Here is a 22,945-nt window from a genome sequence, read left to right as displayed (position 1 = left end):
TTAACCTGCTGCAATGAGAAAATCTATAATGCCAATTTTGTTAGCCTGTACCCTGCCGGCCCTGGCAGTGGCGCAGGAGAAGGATTCAGTGACGTTGAGGAAATTAGCGGATGAAGTATTAACCCACAGCACTGCCTACGAAAACCTGCGGATTCTCACGAAGCAGATAGGCGGCCGTTTGGCCGGGTCTCCACAAATGGTGAAAGCCGAAGACTGGGGCGTAAAGGCGCTAAAAGCGGCCGGTGCAGACACCGTGTATCTCCAGGAGTGTATGGTACCGCATTGGATCCGGGGTGCAAAGGAAGAAGCCCGCATCATCTCCAAACGCCGGGATTTTATACCACCACTGGAAGTACTGGCCCTGGGTAACTCAGTGGGCAGCGGACCGGATGGCGTAACCGCGCCTGTACTGGAAGTGGCTTCTTTCGACGACCTGGAAACAAAGAAAGACCAGGTAAAGGGGAAGATCGTTTTCTATAACTATCATTTCAACCCTACCTTCATAAAAACATTTCATTCTTATGGCGATGCCGTAAAGTATCGTGGACAGGGCGCCAGCCGGGCAGCTAAATACGGTGCGGTGGCAGTGATTGTAAGATCTATGACGCATGGCGCCAATAATTTCCCGCATACCGGGGCGATGCAGTACGACAGCGCCTATCCTAAAATTCCGGCGGTGGCTATCGGGTTGGAAGATGCAGACCGTTTGAGCCAGCGCCTGAAAGATGATAACAGTGCCAGCGTGTTTCTGCGTACCAATTGCGAAATGAAGAAGGATACCATCGGGCATAATGTGATCGGGGAACTGAAAGGCAGTAAATATCTGGATCAGTACATCACGGTTGGCGGCCACCTCGATTCATGGGATGTAGCAGAAGGTGCGCACGATGACGGTACCGGTTGTGTACAATCCATCGAAGTGCTGCGCGCCTTTAAAGCACTGGGCATGAAACCGGAACATACGCTGCGCGTAGTACTGTTTGCCAATGAAGAAAATGGTACCCGTGGAGGTAAGAAATATGCTGAACTAGCCAAAGCCCGCCAGGAGAAACACGTTTTCGCCCTGGAAAGCGATGCCGGCGGCTTTACGCCACGCGGCTTCACTACCACTATGGACGCGCCCCTGAAGGCAAAAATGAATAGCTGGAAGCCACTTTTTGAGCCGTATGGTATTTATGATTTTGAAGAACCGGGAGGCGGGGTGGATGTAGGCCAGCTGCATGAAGCAATTGGTACGCCAATGGCTGAACTTTCTCCTGATTCGCAGCGTTATTTTGATATCCATCATGCGGCGAACGATGTGTTTGAAGCGGTGAATAAAAGAGAACTGGAATTGGGTGCGTTTGGTATGGCGGGTTTCATTTATCTTGTAGATCAGAATTTCTGATCATCCATCACTAAAAACTAACTATGGGTCGGTTTGTCTTTATCATTGTATCTGTTATTATACTGGTACTGGGAGGTATTTTCTTCTATAAATACTATTTTGTTTTCGGACAGGGCGTTAAAGCCGGGGAGCTGAATTATTTTGTGCAGAAGGGATACATCTTTAAAACCTATGAAGGCAAAGTGATCCAGTCGGGCTACCGGGGCAAGGTAGCCGGTACTATCCAGTCGAACGAATTTGAGTTTTCCGTGAGCAGCGAACGGATTGCGCAGCAGCTGATGACGGCCAGCGGGAAAATGGTGGAACTGCACTACAAAGAGTACCTGGGAGCCATTCCGTGGAGGGGATACAGCGCATTTATTGTAGACAGTATTATTTCTATCAAGGAGCCGGTGAAGTCGGAACTGCCTTAAAAATATAAAGGGGAATTACGGTTTCGTAATTCCCCTTTTTTTATTCGTTGCCCGCATACAGCAGGAAAATAGCCGGTCGTTTATGAAGATCAGGTAATTGTTTCTTCCACTCCTTTACCGTTTTGGTTTTAATATACTCCGTTGGTGCGGTGATATCTGCCGCGATACAAATCTGCGTATAGTCCTTACAGTTATCCAGTATATCTTTCAGCAACTGGTTGTTGCGGTAAGGTGTTTCAATAAACAATTGTGTTTGTTTTTTCTTTTCCGATTCCTGTTCCAGTTCCCGGATCATCTTTGTTCTTTCGGGTGGTTTGATGGGAAGGTATCCTACAAACTGGAAGTTTTGTCCGTTCATACCGGAGGCCATGAGGGCCAGCAGCATGGAGTTGGGGCCAATCATCGGGATTACCCTGGCATCGATGCTTTGTGCCAGTTTTACGATGAGGTGGCCGGGATCAGCGATAGCAGGGCATCCGGCTTCGCTGAGGATGCCAATATCTTTTCCTTCGAGCAGTAATTTTTTTGCCAGTACCAGGTCGGGCGCCTGGTTTTCATTCATCAGCAGGAGTTGCAGGTTATCTATCACGATGTTTCTGTCCAGCGACTTCAGATACCTGCGGGCTGTTCTTTCATTCTCTACATAAAAAACAGATAATTGCTGCACGATAGCGGTTACATAAGCGGGAATGCTGAATAGGGCGTCGGCGCTCAAAACAGTAGGAACCAGGTACACTTTGCCGGTGGTATTCATTATTTCAGTCTTTTTGTTTGTAAGTCAATAGTAGCTGCAATTACAGCATAGGAGGGCGCCAGCATCCAGCCCAATACGGGGATGAGCATAAACAGGTAAAATACCATTCCATTACCGATGGCCATGCCACGGTGCTGGCGGATAAAGTTGATGCTTTGCGACATATTCAAACGATGCCTTTCACAGCTGTAATCCATCATGGAGAAGCCATAAAAATAGGATTCGATAAAGAACCCCAGCATCGGGGTGAGCCAGCCGATCACGGGTATAAAGGAGATCAGCAGCAGGATGAGTATAGCGGCTGTTTGATAAACAATATTGCGGCACGACATTTTGATCCCGCGCAGGATATCCTGGCCCAGCTGCGACCAGCTGAAAGGGAAGTCTTTATGATCCAGTATGGCTTCTGTCTTCTCAGATAAATAAGAAAACACGGGAGAAGCTACTATCAGGAACAGGTATTTAAAGTAGGAGAAGTACCAGAATACGAATACAATGCGGACAGAAAACGCGACAAGTATAAAAAGAAAACTTACCCAGCTGCTTTCCAGGTCCTGTACCCATTCTGTGATATGCAGCAGGCGGGTGAGATATTCTACAAAGTCGCCCGAGTAGCCCCACACAAAGTAAAAGCCTGCAAAAAATAACAGGCAATAGATCACCCCCGGAATCAGGATCCATTTCCACAATTTATGCTGTAATATGAATTGATGGGCTTTCCCGTAAGACTGGATCGCCGACAGTACTTCTCTGAATGAAAACAACGCCTGATATTTTATTGTAACTGAATTGGTTTTTCCTGGTTTTTATGAAAGAGTAACGAAACTAACGCAAAATTAACAATGATTATCATGATTTTAAATGATTATCCTGATTTGGGAGATTATAGCATGTCAATTTTGTTGCTATGATCTCCCAAATCAGGATAATTATTTTATCAGGAAAGCCATTGTCCTAGAAACGTGGACAGAGCGTTTTGTATTTATTATTTTCGTTCCGGGTGTGGATATAGATCAGTGAAATTTCGAGGCCACCGCGGTAATTGGAGGCTGGTTTCAGGCTGGATACGTTGGTGTCGTAGGTAAGGCCTATCTGGAAGCCTTTTATTTCGAGGCCCACATAGGGGATAACGGCATCTTTCAGTCGATACCAGCTACCCAGGTAAAAAGTGGTGGGATTATCGTCCATGTCGTTGAGCATGAAGCCATAGGCGCCACCAAAGGTGAATTCAGACGCAGTACTTTGTTTCATGTACAGGATACTGGCATGAAACCTGTCTTGCCCGTTTACCGGAACAGAACCGCCCCCGTGTAAGGTCCAGCGGTAGCTGAGCCTGTTCTGGGTAAGGTTCATGAATGATTCGGTAGGTTGGGTAATATGATAATAGGAAGCCCCCATGTAAATATTGGATGCTTCACCGATTAAGCCATTGTAGAGGATCCCGATGTTGGGATCGAAGTAGGAAATTTTTGGATTTACCAGTGTTTCATTGCTGGGAATCATAGGGTTATACCCGTTGTTGTCGATCTGGTTTTCAAACTGCAGTTTGGTATTGTCTATTCTTTTCTGCACCAGTGTACCCTGTAAGCCGATGGCCAGGGTATGATTGCCTTCCGGATCCAGGCCTTTGTGATAGGCTGTGCTGAAGGAAAGGTAGCTGGAGGTGAGCGCACCACCGCCGCTTCTGTCGTACATCGCCATCAGGCCCACGCCCCAGATATCGGTATAAGAAATAACGTTTTTCAAAATACCGAAATCAATAGCGGCAGTACCTGTTACAAAGGGAGTGGAAATGCTCCTCCATTGTGACCGGTAGTTACCGGATAAACGATAATCTCCTGAAAATAAACCTGTAAACGCTGGGTTAAGGGTTAGCGGCGACGCAAAAAACTGCGAAAAGTGCGGGTCCTGCCCCCGCAAAGGATTAAAATAAAGTAATATGGCCAGGAATAGTAAAGCTCTTTTCATATCATTAAGCTTAAAGCATAGGGTATTATGCAATACGGGTGAAGGTACACTAATTAAATCATATCTCAAATTAAATTCATGTATAAGCGATCCGGTCCTGCAAAAAACAAATAGCAGCTTTGTACTTTTAAAGATACAAAACTGCTATTCGTAAAACGATTATTCGAGGTTATTGTTGTAATTTATTTCCGAAAGCCAGATCGCCGGCATCTCCCAGCCCCGGTACTATATAGCCTTTAGCGGTTAATTCGTCATCAATATCACCAGCCCAGATGGTTAAACTTGCTTTGGTATTGCGTAATACATATTCGATTCCTACGGTACAGGCAATAGCGACCACCAGGTGAATATGACTGGGTTTACCTATTTCCTCGAGGTGTTCTATCGTTTTTACCAATGAAGAGCCGGTGGCCAGCATCGGGTCGGAAAGGATGAGTACCTGTCCATCGATAGAAGGAGTACTCACATATTCCAGGCTGATATCAAAAGTGCCGTCGTGATTATGCTTGCGGTAAGCAGAAACAAACGCATGGTCTGCCTTATCGAAGTAGTGCAGCAATCCCTGGTGTAATGCCAGCCCTGCGCGTAAGATAGTAGCCAGTACCGGTTGTGATTTCAGCACCCGGCAGGTAGCAATGCCCATGGGGGTAGTTACTTCCTTTTCTTCGTAGCTCAGTGTTTTACTGATCTCATATGCAGCTACTTCTCCCAGCCGTTCCATATTACGCCGGAAGCGCATGCGGTCCTGCTGAACATCTATATTCCTGATCTCGCTTAACCATTCTCCCACCAATGAATTGGTTTCACTTAAATTGATAATCATGAGCTATCCCTTTGAGGCCGCAAATTACCGAAAAATAGTGGAACTACTGTTTGTCCAGCAGCATCGCTTTTTTTACCAGCTGGATGAATTCAGCGCGATAGCCTTCGGTATCTGTTCCTTTGGAATTGCCTGCCCAGGATAATACCTGGTTGTAGGTGGCGGTGCCTTTGAACGCGGAGTTGCGTAATAATTGCCCGAAAGCGGCTACGGAAGCGGCCATCCGGAAATCTTCCGGCGCGTCAGTAATCTCCTGGTTGCTGTAAGGCAACACCTTCTCCATCAATATGCTCTTTTGGGCATCTGGTTGTTTGTAGCGCAGCTTTACAGTAAGCACTTCGGATTTATTACCAATCACTTTGCCTTCCTGGTATTTGAGCGGATCTACCCAGTTAACGGCCGTTCCCTTTGTGCCGGTGGGGATAATTTCGTACAGGGCGGTTACAGTATGGCCTACGCCCATATCTCCGGCGTCTTTTTTGTCGTTGTTGAAATCTTCATTGGCCAGCACGCGGTTTTCGTAGCCAACTAACCGGTACGACTGCACGAATTGCGGGTTAAATTCTATCTGCAGTTTTACATCTTTTGCAACGGTAAAAAGCGTGCCGCCAAATTCGGTCACAAAGGTTCTGCGGGCTTCTTCAAAGTTATCAATATAAGCATAGTTACCATTGCCTTTATCTGCCAGCAGTTCCAGTTTATTATCTTTATAGTTACCCATACCAAAACCCAGCACAGAAAGAGAGATACCATTTTCTCTTTTCTCTTCGATCATGCGGGTAAGTTCTCCGTCGCTGGAAACCCCTACATTGAAGTCGCCGTCGGTGGCCAGTATTACGCGGGTATTGCTGTTTTTGGAATACAGTTCACCGGCAATGTCGTAGGCCAGTTGTATGCCTGCACCGCCGGCAGTGGAGCCGCCTGCCTCTAACTGATCCAGCGCGGCCAGGATCCTTTTCTTATCGCTGCCACTGGTAGCCGGGAGCACTACTCCTGCGGCGCCGGCGTATACCACTATCGCTACCTTGTCTTCCGGGCGAAGCTGCTCCGTTAAAACCGCAAAGGCGCGCTTAACAAGCGGCAACCGGTTTTCACCCGACATGGAACCTGAAACATCTATCAGGAAAACCAGGTTGGAAGGGGGAAGCTCGCGGGTATCCACCTGTTTGCTTTTGAGGGCTACCCGTATCAGCTGATGCGCGGCGTTCCAGGGACAAATAGCCATGTCGGTATAAATAGCTACCGGGTCTTTTCCTTCCGGCGCCTGGTATTGATAGTCAAAATAATTGATCATTTCTTCCACTCTCACTGCATCCGGCTCGGGCATCATGCCCTGGTTAAGGAAGCGGCGCACATTGCTGTAGGAGGCCCTGTCCACATCAATACTGAAAGTACTGAGCGGCTGCTCTGTGGCGGAGTGGAAGATGTTTTCGTTAATGGGGCTGTAGTCCTCTGTGTTGTAAACCGGAGCAGGGGCGTAGTTCATTTTGTTTCCCCTGATCCTGGTAACAGAACCGGTTACGGACTTCCGGCGCTGCGCACCATAGCCTATCACTACTACTTCCGACATGGCCGAGTTGGTAACTCCGGCAACTTTGCCCTGCAATGCCCCGATTACCCTGTCTTCCGTTAAGTGTTGACTATCGGACAACTGCGGCCTGGTCAATTGTACGGTTAATTTATTTTGCATGGCATTCACGGCTACGTCCACCGATGGATAGCCAGTAGCGTTTATTTCGAGTATTAGCGCACCCGTGGCAGTTTTCAGGCTGAATTGCCCTTTTTTATCTGTGGCCGTCAATACATCTGTGCCTTTTACCCGTACCACTACATTGGCGAGGGGGCTTTTAAGCAAACTGTCTGTTACAATACCCGTGATAACCCGCACCTGTTGGGCGGAGGCAGTAAATGCCATCAGGCAGCTGAGCAATAGTAAAGAGAGATATTTTTTCATAACAAAGTAGTTTTTCTACCTGTAGGATGTGCCGGGAGATCCTGATTCCATAAATCGTTAAAAAAATATTTTAAAACTACCTTTGCTGAAATTTTTTGTCGATGGTATATAACGTGATTGGCACCATGTCTGGTAGCTCATTAGACGGATTAGATATAGTTTTTGCAGAACTGACCGAGATACGCGGACAATGGACCTATGTTATCAAGGCCTCCGAAAGCCTGCCGTATGAGCCGGAATGGGTGGAGCAGCTGGCACAGGCCACTTCCCTGCCGGCAAAGGATTACCTGCTGTTACATACTGCATACGGCCATTATACCGGCCGGCGTATCCTGGATTTCATTGAAAAGAACCAGCTGGATCATAAAATTCATTTTATCGCATCGCATGGTCATACTACTTTTCATATGCCTGCGCAGCAAATGACTGCCCAGCTGGGAGATGGTGCGGCCATTGCAGCAGTAACGGGGTTACCTGTTATCAACGACCTCCGTGCGGTAGACGTAGCCCTGGGTGGCCAGGGAGCTCCCATTGTTCCCATTGGCGAAAAGTACCTGTTACCGGGATATCAGTACTGGCTTAACCTGGGCGGTATTGCCAATATTTCGGCGCAGCTGCCCGAACAGTTTGTGGCGTTTGATATTTGCCCCGCCAACAGGGTATTGAATGCATTGGCGGCAGCGCTGAATAAACCCTACGATGATGGCGGCGCACTGGCTGCCGGTGGTGTGGCCGACAACAGTCTGTTGGAACAGTTGAATCAACTTGATTATTACACCAGACCGTGGCCAAAATCACTGGCGAACGATTTTGGTACCCATACCATATTGCCGCTGATAGCGCCTTTGCGCATTTCTGTGCAGGGTAAGCTGCGCACTTATGTAGAGCATATCGCGGTACAGATCACCGGGGCGGTAAAAGCGCTGAAGGCACAAATGCCGGAGGGGCCAGGCAAGATGCTGGTGACCGGTGGCGGTGCGTTTAATACTTTCCTGGTGAATACGATCCGGGAACAGCTGGAGCCATTGGGAATTACCGTGGAAGTGCCGGATGAGCAAACCGTTAGTTTCAAAGAGGCGTTGATCATGGCGCTTATCGGAACATTACGCTGGAGGCAGGAGGATAATGTGCTGAGCGGGGTTACCGGGGCTTCCCGCGACTCTATTAACGGCGCGCTGTGGACCACCCATTAACCTCATATTATTGCTATAAAAAAAGCAGCGGAAGTAACCGCTGCTTTTTTTATGCGCTAGTGCGTTGCTGTAAATTGAAAACTATCTCCATCGAAGAGTCCGAGGTCACTCAGTTTTAAATGCGGTATTACCAGTAACGCCATAAATGATAAGGTCATAAAAGGTGATGCCAGCGTGGATCCCAGGTCTTTTGCGGCTTTGTCGAGCGCACTGTATTGGGCTGCCACCGTATATCCGTCGAGGTTACTCATCAGTCCTGCTACGGGTAGGGGAAGTCCATGTGTCGCATTATTCCCCACCGCGCTGATGCCGCCCTGTGCTGCAATAACGGTATTGATAGCCGCAGCGAGACTTTCATCATCGGTACCTACCGCAATAATGTTGTGACTGTCGTGTGCCACAGAAGAGGCGATGGCGCCCTCTTGCAGGCCGAAGCCATGGATAAATGCCATGGCCGGCGGCGCTTTTTTATAGCGGTTTACTACTACAAGTTTCAGGATATCCTGTTGGGTATTACTTGCTATTGCGCCGTTGGTAACCGGCAATACCGCTGTAAGGGCATTGGTGATCAGCTGCCCATCCATAGCGCCGATTACTTTCACCGTTACTTCTTTTGCATTGCTATCGTTAACGGGCATACGAAAATCGGCAGCGGTTACCGGGTCTGCTATAAAATTATTTACGGGAGATGAAGGGATGGAAGGTATCAGCGTTTGTCCGTTTTCCGCGACTTTCACGCCATTGATATAAGTGGCGAGAATGTTAAAGTTTTGGAGGTCATCTGTTACAATAAAATCTGCAGGGTCGTTCACGCGGAGCAAACCATTGTCTAATTTGTAATGCAGTACCGGGTTAATACAGGCGGCTCTTAATACTTTGAAAAGATCAACGCCATAAGCTAATGCACGCTTTACCAGCAGGTTAATATGGCCTTCTACAAGGTTGTCGGGGTGCTTATCATCGCTGCAAAACATAATATGTGAGGCGTGGTCGTGCAGCAGCGGGTACAATGCTTCAAAGTTTTTGGCAGCGCTTCCTTCGCGGATGAGGATATGCATGCCGTATTGCAGTTTGTCTTTCGCTTCTTCGATGGTAAAGCATTCGTGATCGGTGCTGATACCAGCGGCAATATATGCTGCCGCGGTTTCACCCCGGAGGCCGGGAGCGTGGCCATCCACGGGTTTACCGGCTTTTTTGGCGGCGGCTATTTTAGCGAGTACTTCCGGGTCTTTATGCAGTACTCCGGGGAAGTTCATCATTTCCGTCAGGTACCTGATATCATCTCTCTGAAGTAAAGCTTCGATATCGGCCACGGTGACTACCGCTCCGGCGGTTTCAAAAATGGTGGCCGGTACGCAGGAAGGGGCGCCGAAGTTGAACCGGAAGGGAACTTTCCTGCCATTTTCGAGCATGTATTCCACACCTTTTACGCCCATCACATTGGCTATTTCATGGGGGTCGCTTACGGTGGCCACAGTGCCGTGCACAACGGCCAGCCTGGCGAATTCGGAAGGGATCAGCATAGAGCTTTCCACGTGTACATGCGCATCGGTAAATCCGGGGAGCAGGTAAGTGGTGTATTGGTTATTGTTGCGTTCAATGCTGCTGATATAACCATCCGTAATATGTATAGTAGCCGGATATATTTCCTGTTGCAGTATATCTACCAGGTTGCCTGAGATCTGGAATGTATTCATGTTGCAAAGCTAAGGAATAGGTCGTATTTTCAATGCTGGCGTATTTTTTGGAAAGAGATGCCGGATGTGCTTAGGATATTTTTATTTATCAGGGAAAAACAAATTTTTTATGATGACAGGAACCAGGTTTTATACATTGTTAGCAGCTTTACTGATCGCTGGTTATTGCACCAGCGCGCAATCTGCAGATGAATTGATCGCAAAGAATATTGTGGCGATGGGAGGTGAGGCGAAGTTAAAAGGAATTAAGTCGCAGTATGTAGAGGGAAATATGGAAGTACAGGGGCAATCCGTTCCTATAAAGCGGTGGGTGAAGCAGGATGAAGCCATGCGGCTGGAGTTTACGGTGAATGGCACCAGCAATGTGCAGGTAGTAACCCGTAATGCGGGCTGGAGCCTGATGCCGGTGATGCAGCAAACAACGCCGCAGGAGATGAATCCTGAAATGCTGAAGCTGATGAAAACCCAGCTGGATGTGAGAGGAGAGCTGTATGATTACAAGAACAAAGGTAAAAAGATAGAGTTATTGGGGAAGGATTCGGTGAACGGGTCGCCGGCATATAAGCTGAAGATCACGGCAGCGGATGGAACATCGGGTATTGCCTACCTGGATGCGAAAACTTATCTGCTGGTAAAGGCTACCAATCATATGAATGTACAGGGACAGGATATGGAGCTGGTAACGTTGTTGTCTGATTACAAGAAAACGCCGGAGGGGCTTACTTATCCGGGTGTTACAGAGCAGGATCCTGGCGGGGTTAAAATCAATATCCTGAAAATTGAAACGAATCAGCCGGTAGCAGATAGTTTGTTTACCAAACCAAATCCTTAAGAGGTTGTTTCGCTATTGCGCCCGCGGGCGCAATAGCGGGCTACAGTATTATTTATACAACGCCGCCATGGCTTTGGCTTCTTCAGCCATTTTCTTAGCCAGGTGTGCGGGTTTCAGCACTTTTACCTGGGCGCCATAGCTGAGCAGCGTCATGGTAAGTTCCGGGTTAATAACAACGTTAAGGGATATACGGCATTCATCACTGTTGTCTTCCACTATTTCCTGGGAAGTATGGATGGGCTGCGACTTGATGTATTTTCCCTGCCGTGGTGTAAAGCTCAGCAGTACATGTTCGGGATCTCCGTCGTGTACGGTAATGCCTACTGCATGCTGGAAGTAGCTGGCTTCATCAAAATTCTTTTCATCAAAATGCTTATTGGTGGGCCAGAGTTTCACCACCCTGTCGAGCGCAAAGGTAACCACTGCGCCACCGCGGGTTTGCTGGCTTTTCCCGATGAGGTAAAAGCGGTGCTGGTATTCGCGGAGGTGATATGGTTCCACCCAGTGCTCCTTGGGTTCATCGCGGTCGAAGCTCTGATAAGCGATGCGGATTATTTCCAGGTTTTTGATGGCGTCTACTATTTCGGGGATATGTTCTGCGCCTTTGTAGTGGGATGCCCGGGTAAATTTGATGAGTCCTTTATGCTGGAGGGCTTCCCGGTTCATTTTGAGGCTGGCGGCAATTTTCAGGATGGCATCTTCAAACTGCTGTACCACCGGGAGGCTCCGGAATTGTTCCAGTATACCAATGGCAATTTCCAGCCCCTGGAGATCTGCTTCTTCAATAGGGGAATTACTGATAGAAAAGCTATCGTCTGAGTAGCGGTAGGTGCCGCTGCTACGTTCGTAAACGATAGGCGCCATATAGTTCAGTTCAGGGTCCTGGCGCATATCCTGGATATCTTTCTGGATAGTGCGGGTAGAAATTGCAGTGCCCATCTTGTCCGATACATATTCAATCAGGTTATCCAGGGTAGGTTTGGGCTTCTGCTTGCTGCGCAACCGCTCGTCGATCCAGCGGTAGCGCGACACCGCGTCTTTGTTCTTTGGCAAAAGATAAAATTTAGATAATAAAAATAAACAATTCCCGCTTTTGCGACGAGGATTAAAAAAAATATCATTAAAAGATCACTACGCAAATCCCTTGCGTGCGGCGTCGGTAAATTTGTAGTGTTATTAAAACCTGATGGTTATGAATAAGGTAAATACAACTACAGCAATTACGCAGGTACAGGCCATTTCAATTGGGCAGATCATTATGGATGATTCCAATTACCTGACGCTCTGGGGCCAGGCGCTACTGGATGAGGTGTGGTATCCCTGCGATTTTGTAACTACTTACGAAGTAATGAACACCATGCTGCGTTTCAGCCAGGACAAGCACGATGCGGTGCAGATGACGATTGTAAAGAAACTGGAAGACATGCGCCGCACACCGGACATCATTGACCTGGAAGCAGAGCTGGGTGGAGCCGTGGTATTCGACCACCTCGTATTTCACATGAGGAGGCCCTGTTTGCAGCAGGATGATAACTGGGAGGCCTATGCCGATGAAGAGTGCTATTATATAGAACGTGTGATCCAGATGCCGGTACCCACCCTGCCTACCTTACCGCCTGCAGCCCGGTACAATTCAAACGATGCCAATGAGAAAATGGAGTATTGTATCCAGATGCTTCATGACGCATATAACCTGTATCTCGGTTTTATCGAATTAGAATTGGGGGAAAACGCTGCCCGGGTAATGGCCGCACTGGAAGATGATAATAAGTTCAGTATGGCATATTATGCCTGGCAGCTGTATACCTCAAATACTTAAATAGTTATTAGCCATATTTTTTATCTGTTGAAAACCCTGATAATCCGTTTACGTTAACCCTGAAAGACGCACATTGATGAAAAAGCATCCCTTTATGTTAGCCCCGGTGTCCATGTATGTTAATTCCCGGACATCTGTTTATGTTAACCCCGGTATCCATTTACGTTAACCGCCATGCCTTGCATCCATTTATGTTAACCCCTGATATCCATTGGTGTTAGCCCTGGTATCCCGTTTGAATTAACCCCTGATTTCCATTGTTTGTTAGCCCCCAAATCCTTTGCCCCGGAAAAAAAAACCGCAAAATTCTGAAAAAAATCCCTTAAAGTCTATAAATTTTGTAGGAAAATGCTATTTTTGGTCAATTAAAATCGTAAGCTATGAGTTTAAGACTGGGAGACGCTGCTCCTAATTTCAAAGCCAATACCACTTTAGGGGAAATAGATTTTTACGATTACCTGGGTGAAGGTTGGGGTATCTTGTTTTCCCACCCTGCAGATTTTACACCAGTATGTACAACCGAACTGGGTAAAACAGCTTTGTTAAAGGACGAGTTTGCAAAACGTAATACTAAAGTACTGGCTGTCAGCGTAGATCCATTGGATAAACACCTGAGCTGGATAAATGATATTAATGAAACACAACAGTGTGACGTAACTTTTCCTATTATTGCAGATGAAAACAAAACAGTGGCAAACCTGTATGATATGATTCATCCAAATGCCTCTGAAACATTTACGGTAAGATCCTTGTTTATCATAGGACCCGACAAGAAGATAAAACTTATCATCACCTATCCGGCCTCTACCGGCAGAAACTTCATCGAAGTGCTCCGCGTATTGGACTCCCTGCAGCTGACCGCTAAATACAGCGTGGCTACACCGGCCGACTGGAAAGATGGTGAAGACGTAATCGTTACGGCAGCGGTGCCAACAGCAGACATTCCTGCACGTTTTCCGAAAGGCCATAAAATTATTAAGCCTTACCTGAGAACAACACCACAGCCCAACAAATAATACTTAAAGAGCCGGAAGGCTGCTTCTATAAAGATTTTTTAATGGTTGGTTTTTGATTTTTACGAAACGGGGATTTCTCCCCGTTTTTTTTATGCCCTGTACCCGCCGGTGCTTTCAGTTCCGGAACACCCCTGCACTTCTCCCATCAAAGTTTATATGGAGGTAACAGTTTATTAATGCACAGTTAACATCCCACGTAGTATAAAAACAACCGCCGGACGCTAGTTTTGCTGAAAAATACATTCAATCCATTTTTATGGAATATCGTTTACTATCAGATAAGCAGCTACTGGAAGAATGTACCAACGACAATCTCAAAGCATTTAATACTTTATTTGATCGTTATTTCGGACGACTGTACAATTACGCGCTTGGTTATGTGAAGGATGAATACTTTGCAGAAGAAGCAATAATGGACCTGATGATGTGGGTATGGGACAAGAGACATACGTTACAAATAGCGGGCGAATTTAAGCCATACATATTCAGAGCCGCCAAAAACGCTACGATTAAAGCCATCCGTAAAAAAGCAGTTTCAATAGCGCCGATAGCGTTTATTGAAAATAATCTTTCCTTTGTGGCTACCCCTGCCGATCACGAACTGGACTCCAGGGAACTGGAAGAGAAATATCATTTCCATCTCGACTCACTGAGCCCCCAGCGCAAAATTGTATTTCAAATGAGCCGGGAAGGAGATTTAACCCACGCTGAAATAGCCAATGACCTCAAGATCTCTGTTAATACCGTGAAGAACCATATTAAGTTTTCCCTGAATCATTTCAGAAAGCAGCTTAGTAACCATAATGCCAGGTTAGGTTAGCCCCCGGGATAATGCAGCCAATATTTCACGGTTACTTCTCCCATGCCTGAAACCTGCGTATACCATGGAGCATCTATGCACTCTCCATGCACTCCTGATGCACTCCCCATGCACTTCCAATACACTTCCAATACACTTCCAATACACTTCCAATACACTGTTCCGTCCTGAAATAGCTATACAGCCAGGTAAATAATCCTGGATTTGGGTTACAGATTATGTCTCCGTCCATGATATTTTTTATCTATATAATAATATCCCCGGTAAATTATGTTTCTGTTTTTTCTTCCACATCGAATAGCCCCTTGTCATTTTTTTTGTCCCTATATGATTAACAGGGACCTTTTGTACGCTGTTAAACCAGAATGTCGAGACAAATAAACCGGGAATTAATTGAGAAATTTTTAGCGGGTGAATGTTCCGCTGAAGAGGAGCGGCTGGTAAACCTGTTGCTGAAAGATCCCGCATCAGAAAAACTGCTGGACGAGATCCTGTCGGCAAATGCCGCTAAAGATTGGGCGGTATTTGAAAATAACAAATCTGTTCATCCCCGGCAAGAGGATTTAAAAAAATCAATGCAGGAAAGAATAGGATATGTGAATACCAGGCGTACAAGCTTACTATCTCTGAGGAATGCTGCCATCTGGATTGGACTGATCCTGGCTTGTATGGGTATTTATACCATCAGTTATTTAAGTAATAAAGAAGGGCGTCAGGTGGCTTTCGCAGAAAGCTATAATCCGAATGGACAGCGGTCAAAAATAATGCTTGCTGATAGCAGCGTGGTATACCTCGGTGCGGGCAGTCGCCTGAAGTATCCGGAGAATTTTTCCGGGGATACCAGGGATATCTATTTGTATGGAGAAGCTTTTTTTGAAGTAACGAAAGAGAAACATAAACCATTCACCGTTCATACCGGCGATGTGCAAACCAAAGTATTGGGCACCTCTTTTAAAATAGAAGCATTTAAAAACAAACCACTACTGGTGGAAGTGGCCACTGGTAAAGTAAAGGTAGACCAGATACACCATGACTTTTCAAGATCACTGGCAGTTTTAACACCCGGACAAAAAGTGTTGTTTGATCACGGTGAGATAAAAAGGGAAACAGTTGATCCGGAAGAAGTACAGGATCTGAAGGAAGCCAGGTTAACATTTAACAACACTTCACTCAATGATATTTCAGAAGTATTACAGCGGTGGTACAATGTGAAGATCACATTTAAGCAACACACAAAATCAGCGGAAAGAATGACGCTGACACTGGATGCCAAAGTACCAATAGATAAAATATTGAACGTGCTGGCCGTAGCAGGCCATTTCAGCTATGAAATGAAAAACGGGGAAGTCGTTATTCGCTAAACTTTAAAATATACAAACGATATGTATTAAAAAAAACTGTCCATAATTGGATGCGGACATCGTATGCGCTGTTGTGAAAACAGTATGCCTGCCCAGGGCAACACAAGAATAAAGCGAAAGGAATTAACAACGATTCCGGCTGACGCCGGGCCAACTACTAATACAAAAATTAATGCAAAAAGGATTACATCCCACAATTAAGTTTATGATGAGATGTTCATGTATACTTTTAATCGCACAGCTCACATTTATTGGCGTGCTGCTGGCTGGAAATGCCCGTGCCCAGCAACTGGACAAAGTAATTGCTGTTAAGCTGGATCGTGCCAGCGTGAAGGAAAGCCTGTTGGCTATCCAGGCAAAGAGCGGGATCCGGTTTGTACTGCCGGAAAAACTGATGGCAGGTCTCAAGCAAAAAATCAGTATTGATTCGGATCATTCCACCGTAAAATACCTGATCGAAAAAGTATTGGAATCTACCAGCCTCGATTATAAATTGGTAGAAGGCTATGTTGTGATTGATACCAAACCTGTTCCGCAGGAGCCGGGTAAATTATCAGGAAGAGTGGTGGATGAAAAAGGAGCACCATTGCCTGGTGCAACCATCAGGGCGCTGGAAACCGGCCAGGTTGTTCAAAGCAATGCTAACGGCGATTATACGTTCAATCTTAAACCCGGCAACTATACACTGGAAGTATCTTATGTTTCGTTCAGATCTCAGAAATCGAACAGCATTGTTATAAAAGAAGGAAAAACCACCTCGCTTGATTTTTCCATGCAGCTGGCTGATAACAAGCTCACAGAAGTGGTGGTTAGTTACGGTAAACAGAAAAGCCGCGAGATCACAGGTTCCATTGCAACAGTAGAAGCAGCCTCCCTGCAGGATATGCCGGTAACACAGTTTGCCCAGCAGTTGCAGGGAAAAGTAGCAGGTGTGCAGGTGTCACAAACCAGCGGCCAGCCCGGACGTGGTATGGGCTTTATTATCCGTGGCGCGGCCTCTTTTTACTCAAGCAACCAGCCGCTTTTTGTAATTGATGGCAACCCCATCACAGGAAGTATCAACAACATCAACCCTGCGGAAATAGAAAGCTATAGTTTTCTTAAAGACGCCTCCGCTACCGCATTGTATGGATCAAGAGCCGCAAACGGTGTGGTACTCATTACTACCAAACATGCAAAACCAGGCGATGCGAAAATTGAATTTTCAAGCTACTATGGGTTACAGAAAATTCCAACAGGTAAGTTGCCGAAGATGATGACGGCAAGAGAGTTTGCAACATTCATGAAAGAACGTGCAGAAGATGGATTGAAGTATGAACCTGGCTATTCAGTATCTGCGGACTATCATGCGGCTTACGACAACCCTGAGCAGTATGGAGAAGGAACTAACTGGTTTAAATTGTTAACCAGAACAGCCCCCATTCAAAGTTATGACCTCACGGTACGGTCGGCCCGCGAACACTCTTCCTCCACCGTAATAGCCGGCTACCAGGAGCAACAGGGCGTGTTGATCAATACCGGCACCAAGTTATATTCCATGCGTTTTAACCAGGATTTTACTACTGAAAATAATAAACTCAAATTAGGTTTTAACCTGGCGCCCAGCTACAGGCTGGATCATAATAACCGGCTGAACAGTGATGGGGTGGGAGGATACTTTGAAAGGTTCTTCGAGGCCAGCCCGCTGGCAAGTCCGTACAATGCAGATGGCACCTACACTCGCAACGTTTCTTCTCCCGGTATGGTGGCCTATATCAACCCACTGGCTACCTATGAATTAACCAACGACGATTATAAAACAACGCGCATACTGGGCAACGTTTACCTGAACTATGAATTCTTGCCGGGACTAAGTGTCAAGGCTAATCTGGCGGCAGATAAAGGAGCTGAAACCCGTAAGTATTTCCAGTCAGGGTTGGTGACAGGTACACAGGGGCAAACTACCGGAACCAGCTCGGCGGTTGATAACGGTTCATGGACCGCAGAAGGAAACCTCGTATATAATAAAACCTTCTTTAAGGATCATAATATAGAAGCATTGGTAGGCTATTCTGCGCAGGAATTCAGCAGCTATAGCAATACCCTTACAGGTTTGGGTTTTACCAGCGATGATATTGAATACCTGAGCGCTGCTACCAGTGTTACCGGCAGCAGTGGTGCGGGATCTTATTCATTGCTGTCAACAATAGGCCGGGTGAATTATAATTATAAAGGGAAATATCTTTTGTCGGCAGCACTCCGGCGCGATGGATCGTCAAAGTTCGGAATGAATACTCAGTGGGGCAGCTTCCCGTCTGTAGCCGCAGGTTGGGTTGTTAGCGATGAATCATTTATGAAAAATGTAAAAGGCGTTAACTTCCTCAAGCTCCGCGCGAGTTACGGCATCACAGGTAATAACTTCTTTGCCGGCAACTATGATCCGCAGGCCACTATAGGTACTTATTACTACAACTTTAATAACGTGGTTACCCAGGGGCAAACCATCAACCGGCTTCCCAATAAAGACCTGAGATGGGAGCGTAACAAACAGTTTGACATTGGCCTGGAATTGGGCGTATTAGATAACCGCCTCACCTTTACTTACGATTACTACCGCAAATTAACCGACGGCCTCATTCAGCAACGTTCCATACCTACATCGTCCGGGTTTAGCCAGATCATTTTTAATGTGGGCGAACTCAAAATGTGGGGACATGAATTCTCTGTAAGTTCTAAAAACCTCACAGGCAACCTGAAATGGAACACTAACCTGGTGCTGTCTTTCGACAGAAACCTGATCACCAACCTCGTGGATCCCGGTTATATCAGGAGAAATGTAACGGTGAGTTCTGATTATTACCGTCAGCAGGTAGGGCACCATCTGGGTGAATTTTATGGATTTGTTTTTGAAGGATTGTATAAAGATGCTGCCGACCTGGCCAACTCCCCCAAGTATTTAAGTACCACCGCCAAGCCCAATGGTAACTCGGATATCGGCACCATAAAAGTAAAGGACATCAACGGCGACGGCGTAATTGACGACGTGAACGACCGCACTTTTATTGGCGATCCCACACCTGCATTTACCGGTGGTATCGTCAACAACTTCCGGTATAAAAACTTTGACCTGAATATTGACATGACCTTTTCTGTTGGCGGAAAGATCCTGAACGCCGCTAAATGGGCGTATCAAACCAACATGGACGGTTCACGTCTTCTGTTAGCCGCAGCGGCCGACCGCTGGCGCTCAGAAGAGAATCCAGGTTCCGGTATTTATCCGCGTACCAAATCAGGTACCACGGCCATGGGACGGCAGGTAAACAGCCAGTGGATTGAAGACGGATCTTACCTGACCGCTAAAAATATAACACTCGGATACACCGTGCCTTTAAGAAATGCAATGATAAAGAACCTGCGGGTGTTTGCTTCTGTGCAGCAGGCGTTTGTATTAACAGGATATTCAGGGATGAATCCGGAAATAAATGTGGGCGGAGCCGATCCTACCTCAGGTGTTGGTGTAGATGAAAATGCCTACCCTATACCAAGAACCTTTTCTCTTGGATTCACCACCACATTTAAATAATCATTTAACGCTGACAAAATATGAAAAAGCTATATGCAGTGATTGCCCTTTTGTGTGCAGCAACAACATCCTGCACCAAGGACTTTATTGAACGGGCGCCGGAAGATACGTATACCGACGGCGTATTCTATAAAACAGAACAACAGTTCAGATCGGCCGTAGTGGCTGCTTATGCGCCGCTCAGAGATGTGCTTGTGAATGATTACTTTACTTCAGAGATGCACTCGGATAACACCATTTACCAGGCTATACCTGGTAACAGGGGTACTTCCATCGTGGAACGTGAAAACATCTCCGATTTTACCAATACTTCTACTAATGCTTATGTTGCCGCCACCTGGCAGCATAGTTACACCGGAATCTCCCGTTGTAATATCATTATTGAAAGACTAAAAGGCAGTGATCTTAAAGATGAGGTAAAAGCAACCCTGGACGGACAGGCCAAATTTTTAAGGGCCCTGAATTATTTTAAACTCGTACGGTTATACGGTGGGGTTCCACTGTTTATAAAAGAAGTAACCACGGCGGAAGACGCATTTAAGGCCCGCTCAACTGAAGCAGAAGTATATGCCCAGATCATTGCTGATGCACAGGACGCTATCGCCGAGTTGGCGCCGCCTTCAAAGTTTCCGCAAACAGGAGAGGCTACAAAAGGTTCGGCTACCCTGTTGCTTGCGGAAGTGTATGCCTTACAGAAAAAATGGTCGGACGCGGAGAAGCTGTTAAACAGTATGCTGGCTATGGGTTATGACCTTAACGCCAACTATGCAGATGCATTTATGCCAGCCAATAAGAATGGTAAGGAATCTGTTTTTGAGATCCAGTTTCTCGGCGGTACACTAACAGGAGCTACGCCTAATGTGCTGCCTTTTAATTTTTTACCAAGAAGTAAGGATACCAAACTGTTAACAGGTATCTCTATTGACAATACGGGCACAGGTGGATGGAATACGCCCAGCGATGATCTGATCAATGATTTTGAATCCGGCGACAAACGCCTGGATGCATCTATCGGTATTGCTGAAGGTACTTACGACGCCAGCAGGTATTTCAATTATTCAGCTGCCAAAAGCATCATCAATTACGTGTCTGCAACGGGGAAAATTGGTGTTCCCTACATAAAAAAGTATTTGCATGCTCCGTTGGAATCACCTACCGGATCTGGTGACGACTTCCCAATTTATCGTTTTTCCGACGCATTATTGTTACTGGCAGAGGCCTTAAATGAACAGGGTAAATCGTCCGACGCACTGGCGCCACTGAACAGAGTACGGAGAAGAGCGGGACTGGCCGACTACACGAATACAGATGCTGCGCAGCTGCGTGCCGCTATTTTTCACGAACGCAGGGTGGAGCTGGCATTTGAAAACCATCGCTGGACAGACCTGCTCAGAAGTGGTAAGGCAATATCTGTGATCAACACCTTTGGCGTAAAAATCAGGGAACAACTACCCTATCTTTCATCAGATGCATACGTGATCGATCAGCATCACCTGTTGTTCCCCATACCACAAAACGAGGTCGGGCTCAATCCAAAGATCATCCAGAACCCCGGGTATTTTTAATAGTTTTCAAACCAACACATCATGATGATGAAAAGAGGCTTTTGTATATTGCTACTGTTAACTACCAGTAGCTTTAGCAATACACAACAAAAAGAGGAAGACGAGTTTTCAATTGCCATACTCCCTGATACCCAGTATTACACCGCGGAGAAGAACGGTGGGAAGAAAGAAATGTTTACTGCACAAACAGAATGGATCGTAAAAAATGCAGCAAAGGAAAACATCAAATATGTGATTCACCTGGGAGATATATCTGACGATGGTGAAAAGTTTCCGCAACAATGGGTAAATGCAGCTGCATCCATGTATGTGCTGGAAAAACCGCAACCCGGTTATCCGCAAGGCATTCCGTATGGCATGGCCGTAGGAAATCATGATCAAACGAAAAGTCAGTATCCGCTAAGCGGTAAAACAGATCAGTACAATAAGTATTTCGGCATCGGACATTTTAAAGATAAAAAATGGTATGGTGGTCACTATGGCGATAACAACGATAGTCACTATGATCTTTTTGAAGCCGGCGACATTCCATTTATCAGCATCTTTATAGAGTACGATTCTTATGGGGAAGATATTGAAGGAATGAACAGGTGGGCCAGCCAGGTACTCGAAAAATACAGCGACAGGAAGGCGATATTGGTGAGTCATTCTATCCTTCATTTTAATAAGACGCCAGGTACCAACAGGAAGGGATTCCCGAAGTTTTCAAAACAAGCCCAACGTATGTTCGACCGGTTAAAAAGTTATCCCAACGTGATGTTAACCTTATCGGGGCATGTGGGGGATAACGGCGAAGGGTATCGCCAGGATGGTTACGCAGGGAATGTTATCCGGTCATTTTTATCTGACTACCAAAGCCGGCCGGAAGGTGGTCATGGATTAATGCGTTTGATGAAGTTTTCGAAATCAAAAGACCTGATCAGTGTCCGCACATTTTCGCCTTATACCGGCGAAGAAGAAAAGGATGCGGATAGTGAGTTTACACTTCCCTGGTTGCATCATACCACGGTAGCCCGCTACCACGATTATGACAATGACCAGCTTACGGATATCGCCTTCTTTTCCGGTGGCTTATGGAAGATAGCAGGACAAAAGGAAATTGAGTTTGGCAAGGCCGGGGATATTCCAGCACCGGCTGATTATAACGGGGACGGCAAAACGGAGCTCGCGGTATTCCGGCCTTCAGAAGGTAAGTTTTATATGCAGGGCGGGGAAGTAGTGGCGCTTGGTCAGCCGGGCGATATCCCGGTGTGCGGAGATTATGACGGCGATGGTTTTGCAGAGGTGGCAGTGTATCGTCCATCTACGCTTACCTGGTATTTTGATGGCATGGACAGCATCCGGTTCGGGCATAAAAACGGGATTCCCGTTCCGGCAGATTATGATGGGGATGGTATGCTGGATGTAGGCATATTTCGTACCGACAATTCGTTGTGGCAAACAAGTTTGGGGAATATCCCGTTGCAGGTAAAACATGTGCCGGGCGATATCCCCGTTCCCGGTGATTATGATGGCGATGGCAGGGCAGAAATGGCTGTATTCCGCCCTTCAACCGGTGAATGGATTATTGACAGGTTTAAAGCACCAGTCAAGCTGGGAAGGGAAGGAGATATTCCCGTTCCGGGAAATTATTTCAGGGATGGGAAAACATGCCCGGCTGTTTACAGGGATGGTAAGATCTATCTTGAAAACGGGAATACAATAGCAGCTAATCTGGGTAAAGCCGGAGAGCTGGTAAAATAAAATATAAAAAGAAAGGGCCGTGTACATTACACGGCCCTTTC

18 protein-coding genes are annotated in these 22,945 nt (G+C 46.4%); 11 read left to right on the top strand and 7 right to left on the bottom strand.

Going from position 1 to position 22,945, the window contains the following annotated elements; genetic code table 11:
* The first annotated feature begins 13 nt into the window (after positions 1-13).
* Positions 14-1,387, top strand: coding sequence for a M20/M25/M40 family metallo-hydrolase (locus ACLHR0_RS05155; RefSeq protein ID WP_436485145.1), 1,374 nt, complete (start codon positions 14-16; stop codon positions 1,385-1,387).
* 23 nt (positions 1,388-1,410) lie between these two features.
* Entirely contained in the window at positions 1,411-1,800 is a 390-nt protein-coding gene (locus ACLHR0_RS05150; RefSeq protein ID WP_370908458.1) for a hypothetical protein, read from the top strand.
* 40 nt (positions 1,801-1,840) lie between these two features.
* Here ACLHR0_RS05150 and ACLHR0_RS05145 read toward each other — a convergent pair whose 3' ends face one another.
* The 5 genes from ACLHR0_RS05145 to ACLHR0_RS05125 form a co-directional block, all read right to left on the bottom strand.
* Positions 1,841-2,554, bottom strand: a complete 714-nt coding sequence (locus tag ACLHR0_RS05145; RefSeq protein ID WP_079471054.1) for an SAM-dependent methyltransferase — start codon at positions 2,552-2,554, stop codon at positions 1,841-1,843.
* The gene (locus ACLHR0_RS05140; RefSeq protein ID WP_370908457.1) at positions 2,554-3,318 is read right to left on the bottom strand and encodes an EI24 domain-containing protein; all 765 of its coding nucleotides are present in this window, start codon (positions 3,316-3,318) and stop codon (positions 2,554-2,556) included. The genes ACLHR0_RS05145 and ACLHR0_RS05140 overlap by 1 nt, the downstream gene beginning before the upstream one ends.
* Before the next feature lie 190 nt (positions 3,319-3,508).
* Positions 3,509-4,522: a PorP/SprF family type IX secretion system membrane protein gene (locus tag ACLHR0_RS05135; protein ID WP_429042274.1), complete on the bottom strand. Its 1,014-nt coding sequence runs from the start codon at positions 4,520-4,522 to the stop codon at positions 3,509-3,511.
* A 169-nt stretch (positions 4,523-4,691) separates the two neighbouring features.
* Positions 4,692-5,345, bottom strand: a complete 654-nt coding sequence (gene upp / locus ACLHR0_RS05130) for a uracil phosphoribosyltransferase (protein WP_370908455.1) — start codon at positions 5,343-5,345, stop codon at positions 4,692-4,694.
* Positions 5,346-5,388: 43 nt separating this feature from the next.
* The gene (locus ACLHR0_RS05125; RefSeq protein ID WP_436485141.1) at positions 5,389-7,296 is read right to left on the bottom strand and encodes a YfbK domain-containing protein; all 1,908 of its coding nucleotides are present in this window, start codon (positions 7,294-7,296) and stop codon (positions 5,389-5,391) included.
* 101 nt (positions 7,297-7,397) lie between these two features.
* Here ACLHR0_RS05125 and ACLHR0_RS05120 point away from each other — a divergent pair, with 101 nt between their 5' ends.
* A complete protein-coding gene (locus ACLHR0_RS05120) occupies positions 7,398-8,489 on the top strand; it encodes an anhydro-N-acetylmuramic acid kinase (protein ID WP_436485139.1) in 1,092 nt (363 codons plus the stop codon).
* A 56-nt stretch (positions 8,490-8,545) separates the two neighbouring features.
* On the opposite strand, the gene ade is transcribed toward ACLHR0_RS05120, so the two are convergent.
* On the bottom strand, positions 8,546-10,186 hold the full coding sequence (gene ade, locus ACLHR0_RS05115; RefSeq protein WP_436485137.1) for an adenine deaminase: 1,641 nt from the start codon (positions 10,184-10,186) through the stop codon (positions 8,546-8,548).
* A 109-nt stretch (positions 10,187-10,295) separates the two neighbouring features.
* Here ade and ACLHR0_RS05110 point away from each other — a divergent pair, with 109 nt between their 5' ends.
* Positions 10,296-11,018 carry a LolA family protein gene (locus ACLHR0_RS05110; protein ID WP_429042264.1) on the top strand — a complete coding sequence of 241 codons (723 nt, stop codon included), beginning with the start codon at positions 10,296-10,298 and terminating at the stop codon, positions 11,016-11,018.
* Positions 11,019-11,066: 48 nt separating this feature from the next.
* Here the strand turns inward: ACLHR0_RS05110 and ACLHR0_RS05105 are convergent, their stop codons facing one another.
* Positions 11,067-12,071 (bottom strand): helix-turn-helix transcriptional regulator, encoded by a 1,005-nt coding sequence (locus ACLHR0_RS05105; RefSeq protein ID WP_436485135.1) that lies wholly within the window; start codon positions 12,069-12,071, stop codon positions 11,067-11,069.
* Positions 12,072-12,210: 139 nt separating this feature from the next.
* On the opposite strand from ACLHR0_RS05105, the gene ACLHR0_RS05100 reads away from it, so the two are divergent.
* From ACLHR0_RS05100 to ACLHR0_RS05070, 7 genes are all read left to right on the top strand, one after another.
* Positions 12,211-12,837: a hypothetical protein gene (locus tag ACLHR0_RS05100; RefSeq protein ID WP_436485133.1), complete on the top strand. Its 627-nt coding sequence runs from the start codon at positions 12,211-12,213 to the stop codon at positions 12,835-12,837.
* Between the two features lie 380 nt (positions 12,838-13,217).
* Positions 13,218-13,853 (top strand): peroxiredoxin, encoded by a 636-nt coding sequence (locus ACLHR0_RS05095; RefSeq protein ID WP_370908448.1) that lies wholly within the window; start codon positions 13,218-13,220, stop codon positions 13,851-13,853.
* A 256-nt stretch (positions 13,854-14,109) separates the two neighbouring features.
* A complete protein-coding gene (locus ACLHR0_RS05090; RefSeq protein WP_429062589.1) occupies positions 14,110-14,673 on the top strand; it encodes an RNA polymerase sigma-70 factor in 564 nt (187 codons plus the stop codon).
* A gap of 365 nt (positions 14,674-15,038) precedes the next feature.
* On the top strand, positions 15,039-16,034 hold the full coding sequence (locus tag ACLHR0_RS05085; protein ID WP_436485130.1) for a FecR family protein: 996 nt from the start codon (positions 15,039-15,041) through the stop codon (positions 16,032-16,034).
* 205 nt (positions 16,035-16,239) lie between these two features.
* Positions 16,240-19,596, top strand: a complete 3,357-nt coding sequence (locus ACLHR0_RS05080; protein ID WP_436485129.1) for a SusC/RagA family TonB-linked outer membrane protein — start codon at positions 16,240-16,242, stop codon at positions 19,594-19,596.
* A 20-nt stretch (positions 19,597-19,616) separates the two neighbouring features.
* On the top strand, positions 19,617-21,161 hold the full coding sequence (locus tag ACLHR0_RS05075) for a RagB/SusD family nutrient uptake outer membrane protein (RefSeq protein WP_436485127.1): 1,545 nt from the start codon (positions 19,617-19,619) through the stop codon (positions 21,159-21,161).
* Positions 21,162-21,182: 21 nt separating this feature from the next.
* On the top strand, positions 21,183-22,904 hold the full coding sequence (locus ACLHR0_RS05070; protein WP_436485125.1) for a metallophosphoesterase: 1,722 nt from the start codon (positions 21,183-21,185) through the stop codon (positions 22,902-22,904).
* The last annotated feature ends 41 nt before the right edge of the window (positions 22,905-22,945 follow it).

The organism is Chitinophaga sp. ARDCPP14 (genome assembly GCF_051362515.1).
In the GTDB taxonomy this organism is placed as follows: Bacteria; Bacteroidota; Bacteroidia; order Chitinophagales; family Chitinophagaceae; genus Chitinophaga.
Note: the sequence above shows the minus strand (reverse complement) of the source record. Positions and strands in the feature narration are given on the sequence as shown.

What these genes read in the sequence shown, in the direction of transcription:
- ACLHR0_RS05155 (WP_436485145.1), top strand. Translation starts at nt 14, where the DNA reads ATGAGAAAATCTATAATGCCAATTTTGTTAGCCTGTACCCTGCCGGCC.
- ACLHR0_RS05150 (WP_370908458.1), top strand. Translation starts at nt 1,411, where the DNA reads ATGGGTCGGTTTGTCTTTATCATTGTATCTGTTATTATACTGGTACTG.
- ACLHR0_RS05145 (WP_079471054.1), bottom strand. Translation starts at nt 2,554, where the DNA reads ATGAATACCACCGGCAAAGTGTACCTGGTTCCTACTGTTTTGAGCGCC.
- ACLHR0_RS05135 (WP_429042274.1), bottom strand. Translation starts at nt 4,522, where the DNA reads ATGAAAAGAGCTTTACTATTCCTGGCCATATTACTTTATTTTAATCCT.
- upp (WP_370908455.1), bottom strand. Translation starts at nt 5,345, where the DNA reads ATGATTATCAATTTAAGTGAAACCAATTCATTGGTGGGAGAATGGTTA.
- ACLHR0_RS05125 (WP_436485141.1), bottom strand. Translation starts at nt 7,296, where the DNA reads ATGAAAAAATATCTCTCTTTACTATTGCTCAGCTGCCTGATGGCATTT.
- ACLHR0_RS05120 (WP_436485139.1), top strand. Translation starts at nt 7,398, where the DNA reads ATGGTATATAACGTGATTGGCACCATGTCTGGTAGCTCATTAGACGGA.
- ade (WP_436485137.1), bottom strand. Translation starts at nt 10,186, where the DNA reads ATGAATACATTCCAGATCTCAGGCAACCTGGTAGATATACTGCAACAG.
- ACLHR0_RS05110 (WP_429042264.1), top strand. Translation starts at nt 10,296, where the DNA reads ATGATGACAGGAACCAGGTTTTATACATTGTTAGCAGCTTTACTGATC.
- ACLHR0_RS05100 (WP_436485133.1), top strand. Translation starts at nt 12,211, where the DNA reads ATGAATAAGGTAAATACAACTACAGCAATTACGCAGGTACAGGCCATT.
- ACLHR0_RS05095 (WP_370908448.1), top strand. Translation starts at nt 13,218, where the DNA reads ATGAGTTTAAGACTGGGAGACGCTGCTCCTAATTTCAAAGCCAATACC.
- ACLHR0_RS05090 (WP_429062589.1), top strand. Translation starts at nt 14,110, where the DNA reads ATGGAATATCGTTTACTATCAGATAAGCAGCTACTGGAAGAATGTACC.
- ACLHR0_RS05085 (WP_436485130.1), top strand. Translation starts at nt 15,039, where the DNA reads ATGTCGAGACAAATAAACCGGGAATTAATTGAGAAATTTTTAGCGGGT.
- ACLHR0_RS05080 (WP_436485129.1), top strand. Translation starts at nt 16,240, where the DNA reads ATGATGAGATGTTCATGTATACTTTTAATCGCACAGCTCACATTTATT.
- ACLHR0_RS05075 (WP_436485127.1), top strand. Translation starts at nt 19,617, where the DNA reads ATGAAAAAGCTATATGCAGTGATTGCCCTTTTGTGTGCAGCAACAACA.
- ACLHR0_RS05070 (WP_436485125.1), top strand. Translation starts at nt 21,183, where the DNA reads ATGATGATGAAAAGAGGCTTTTGTATATTGCTACTGTTAACTACCAGT.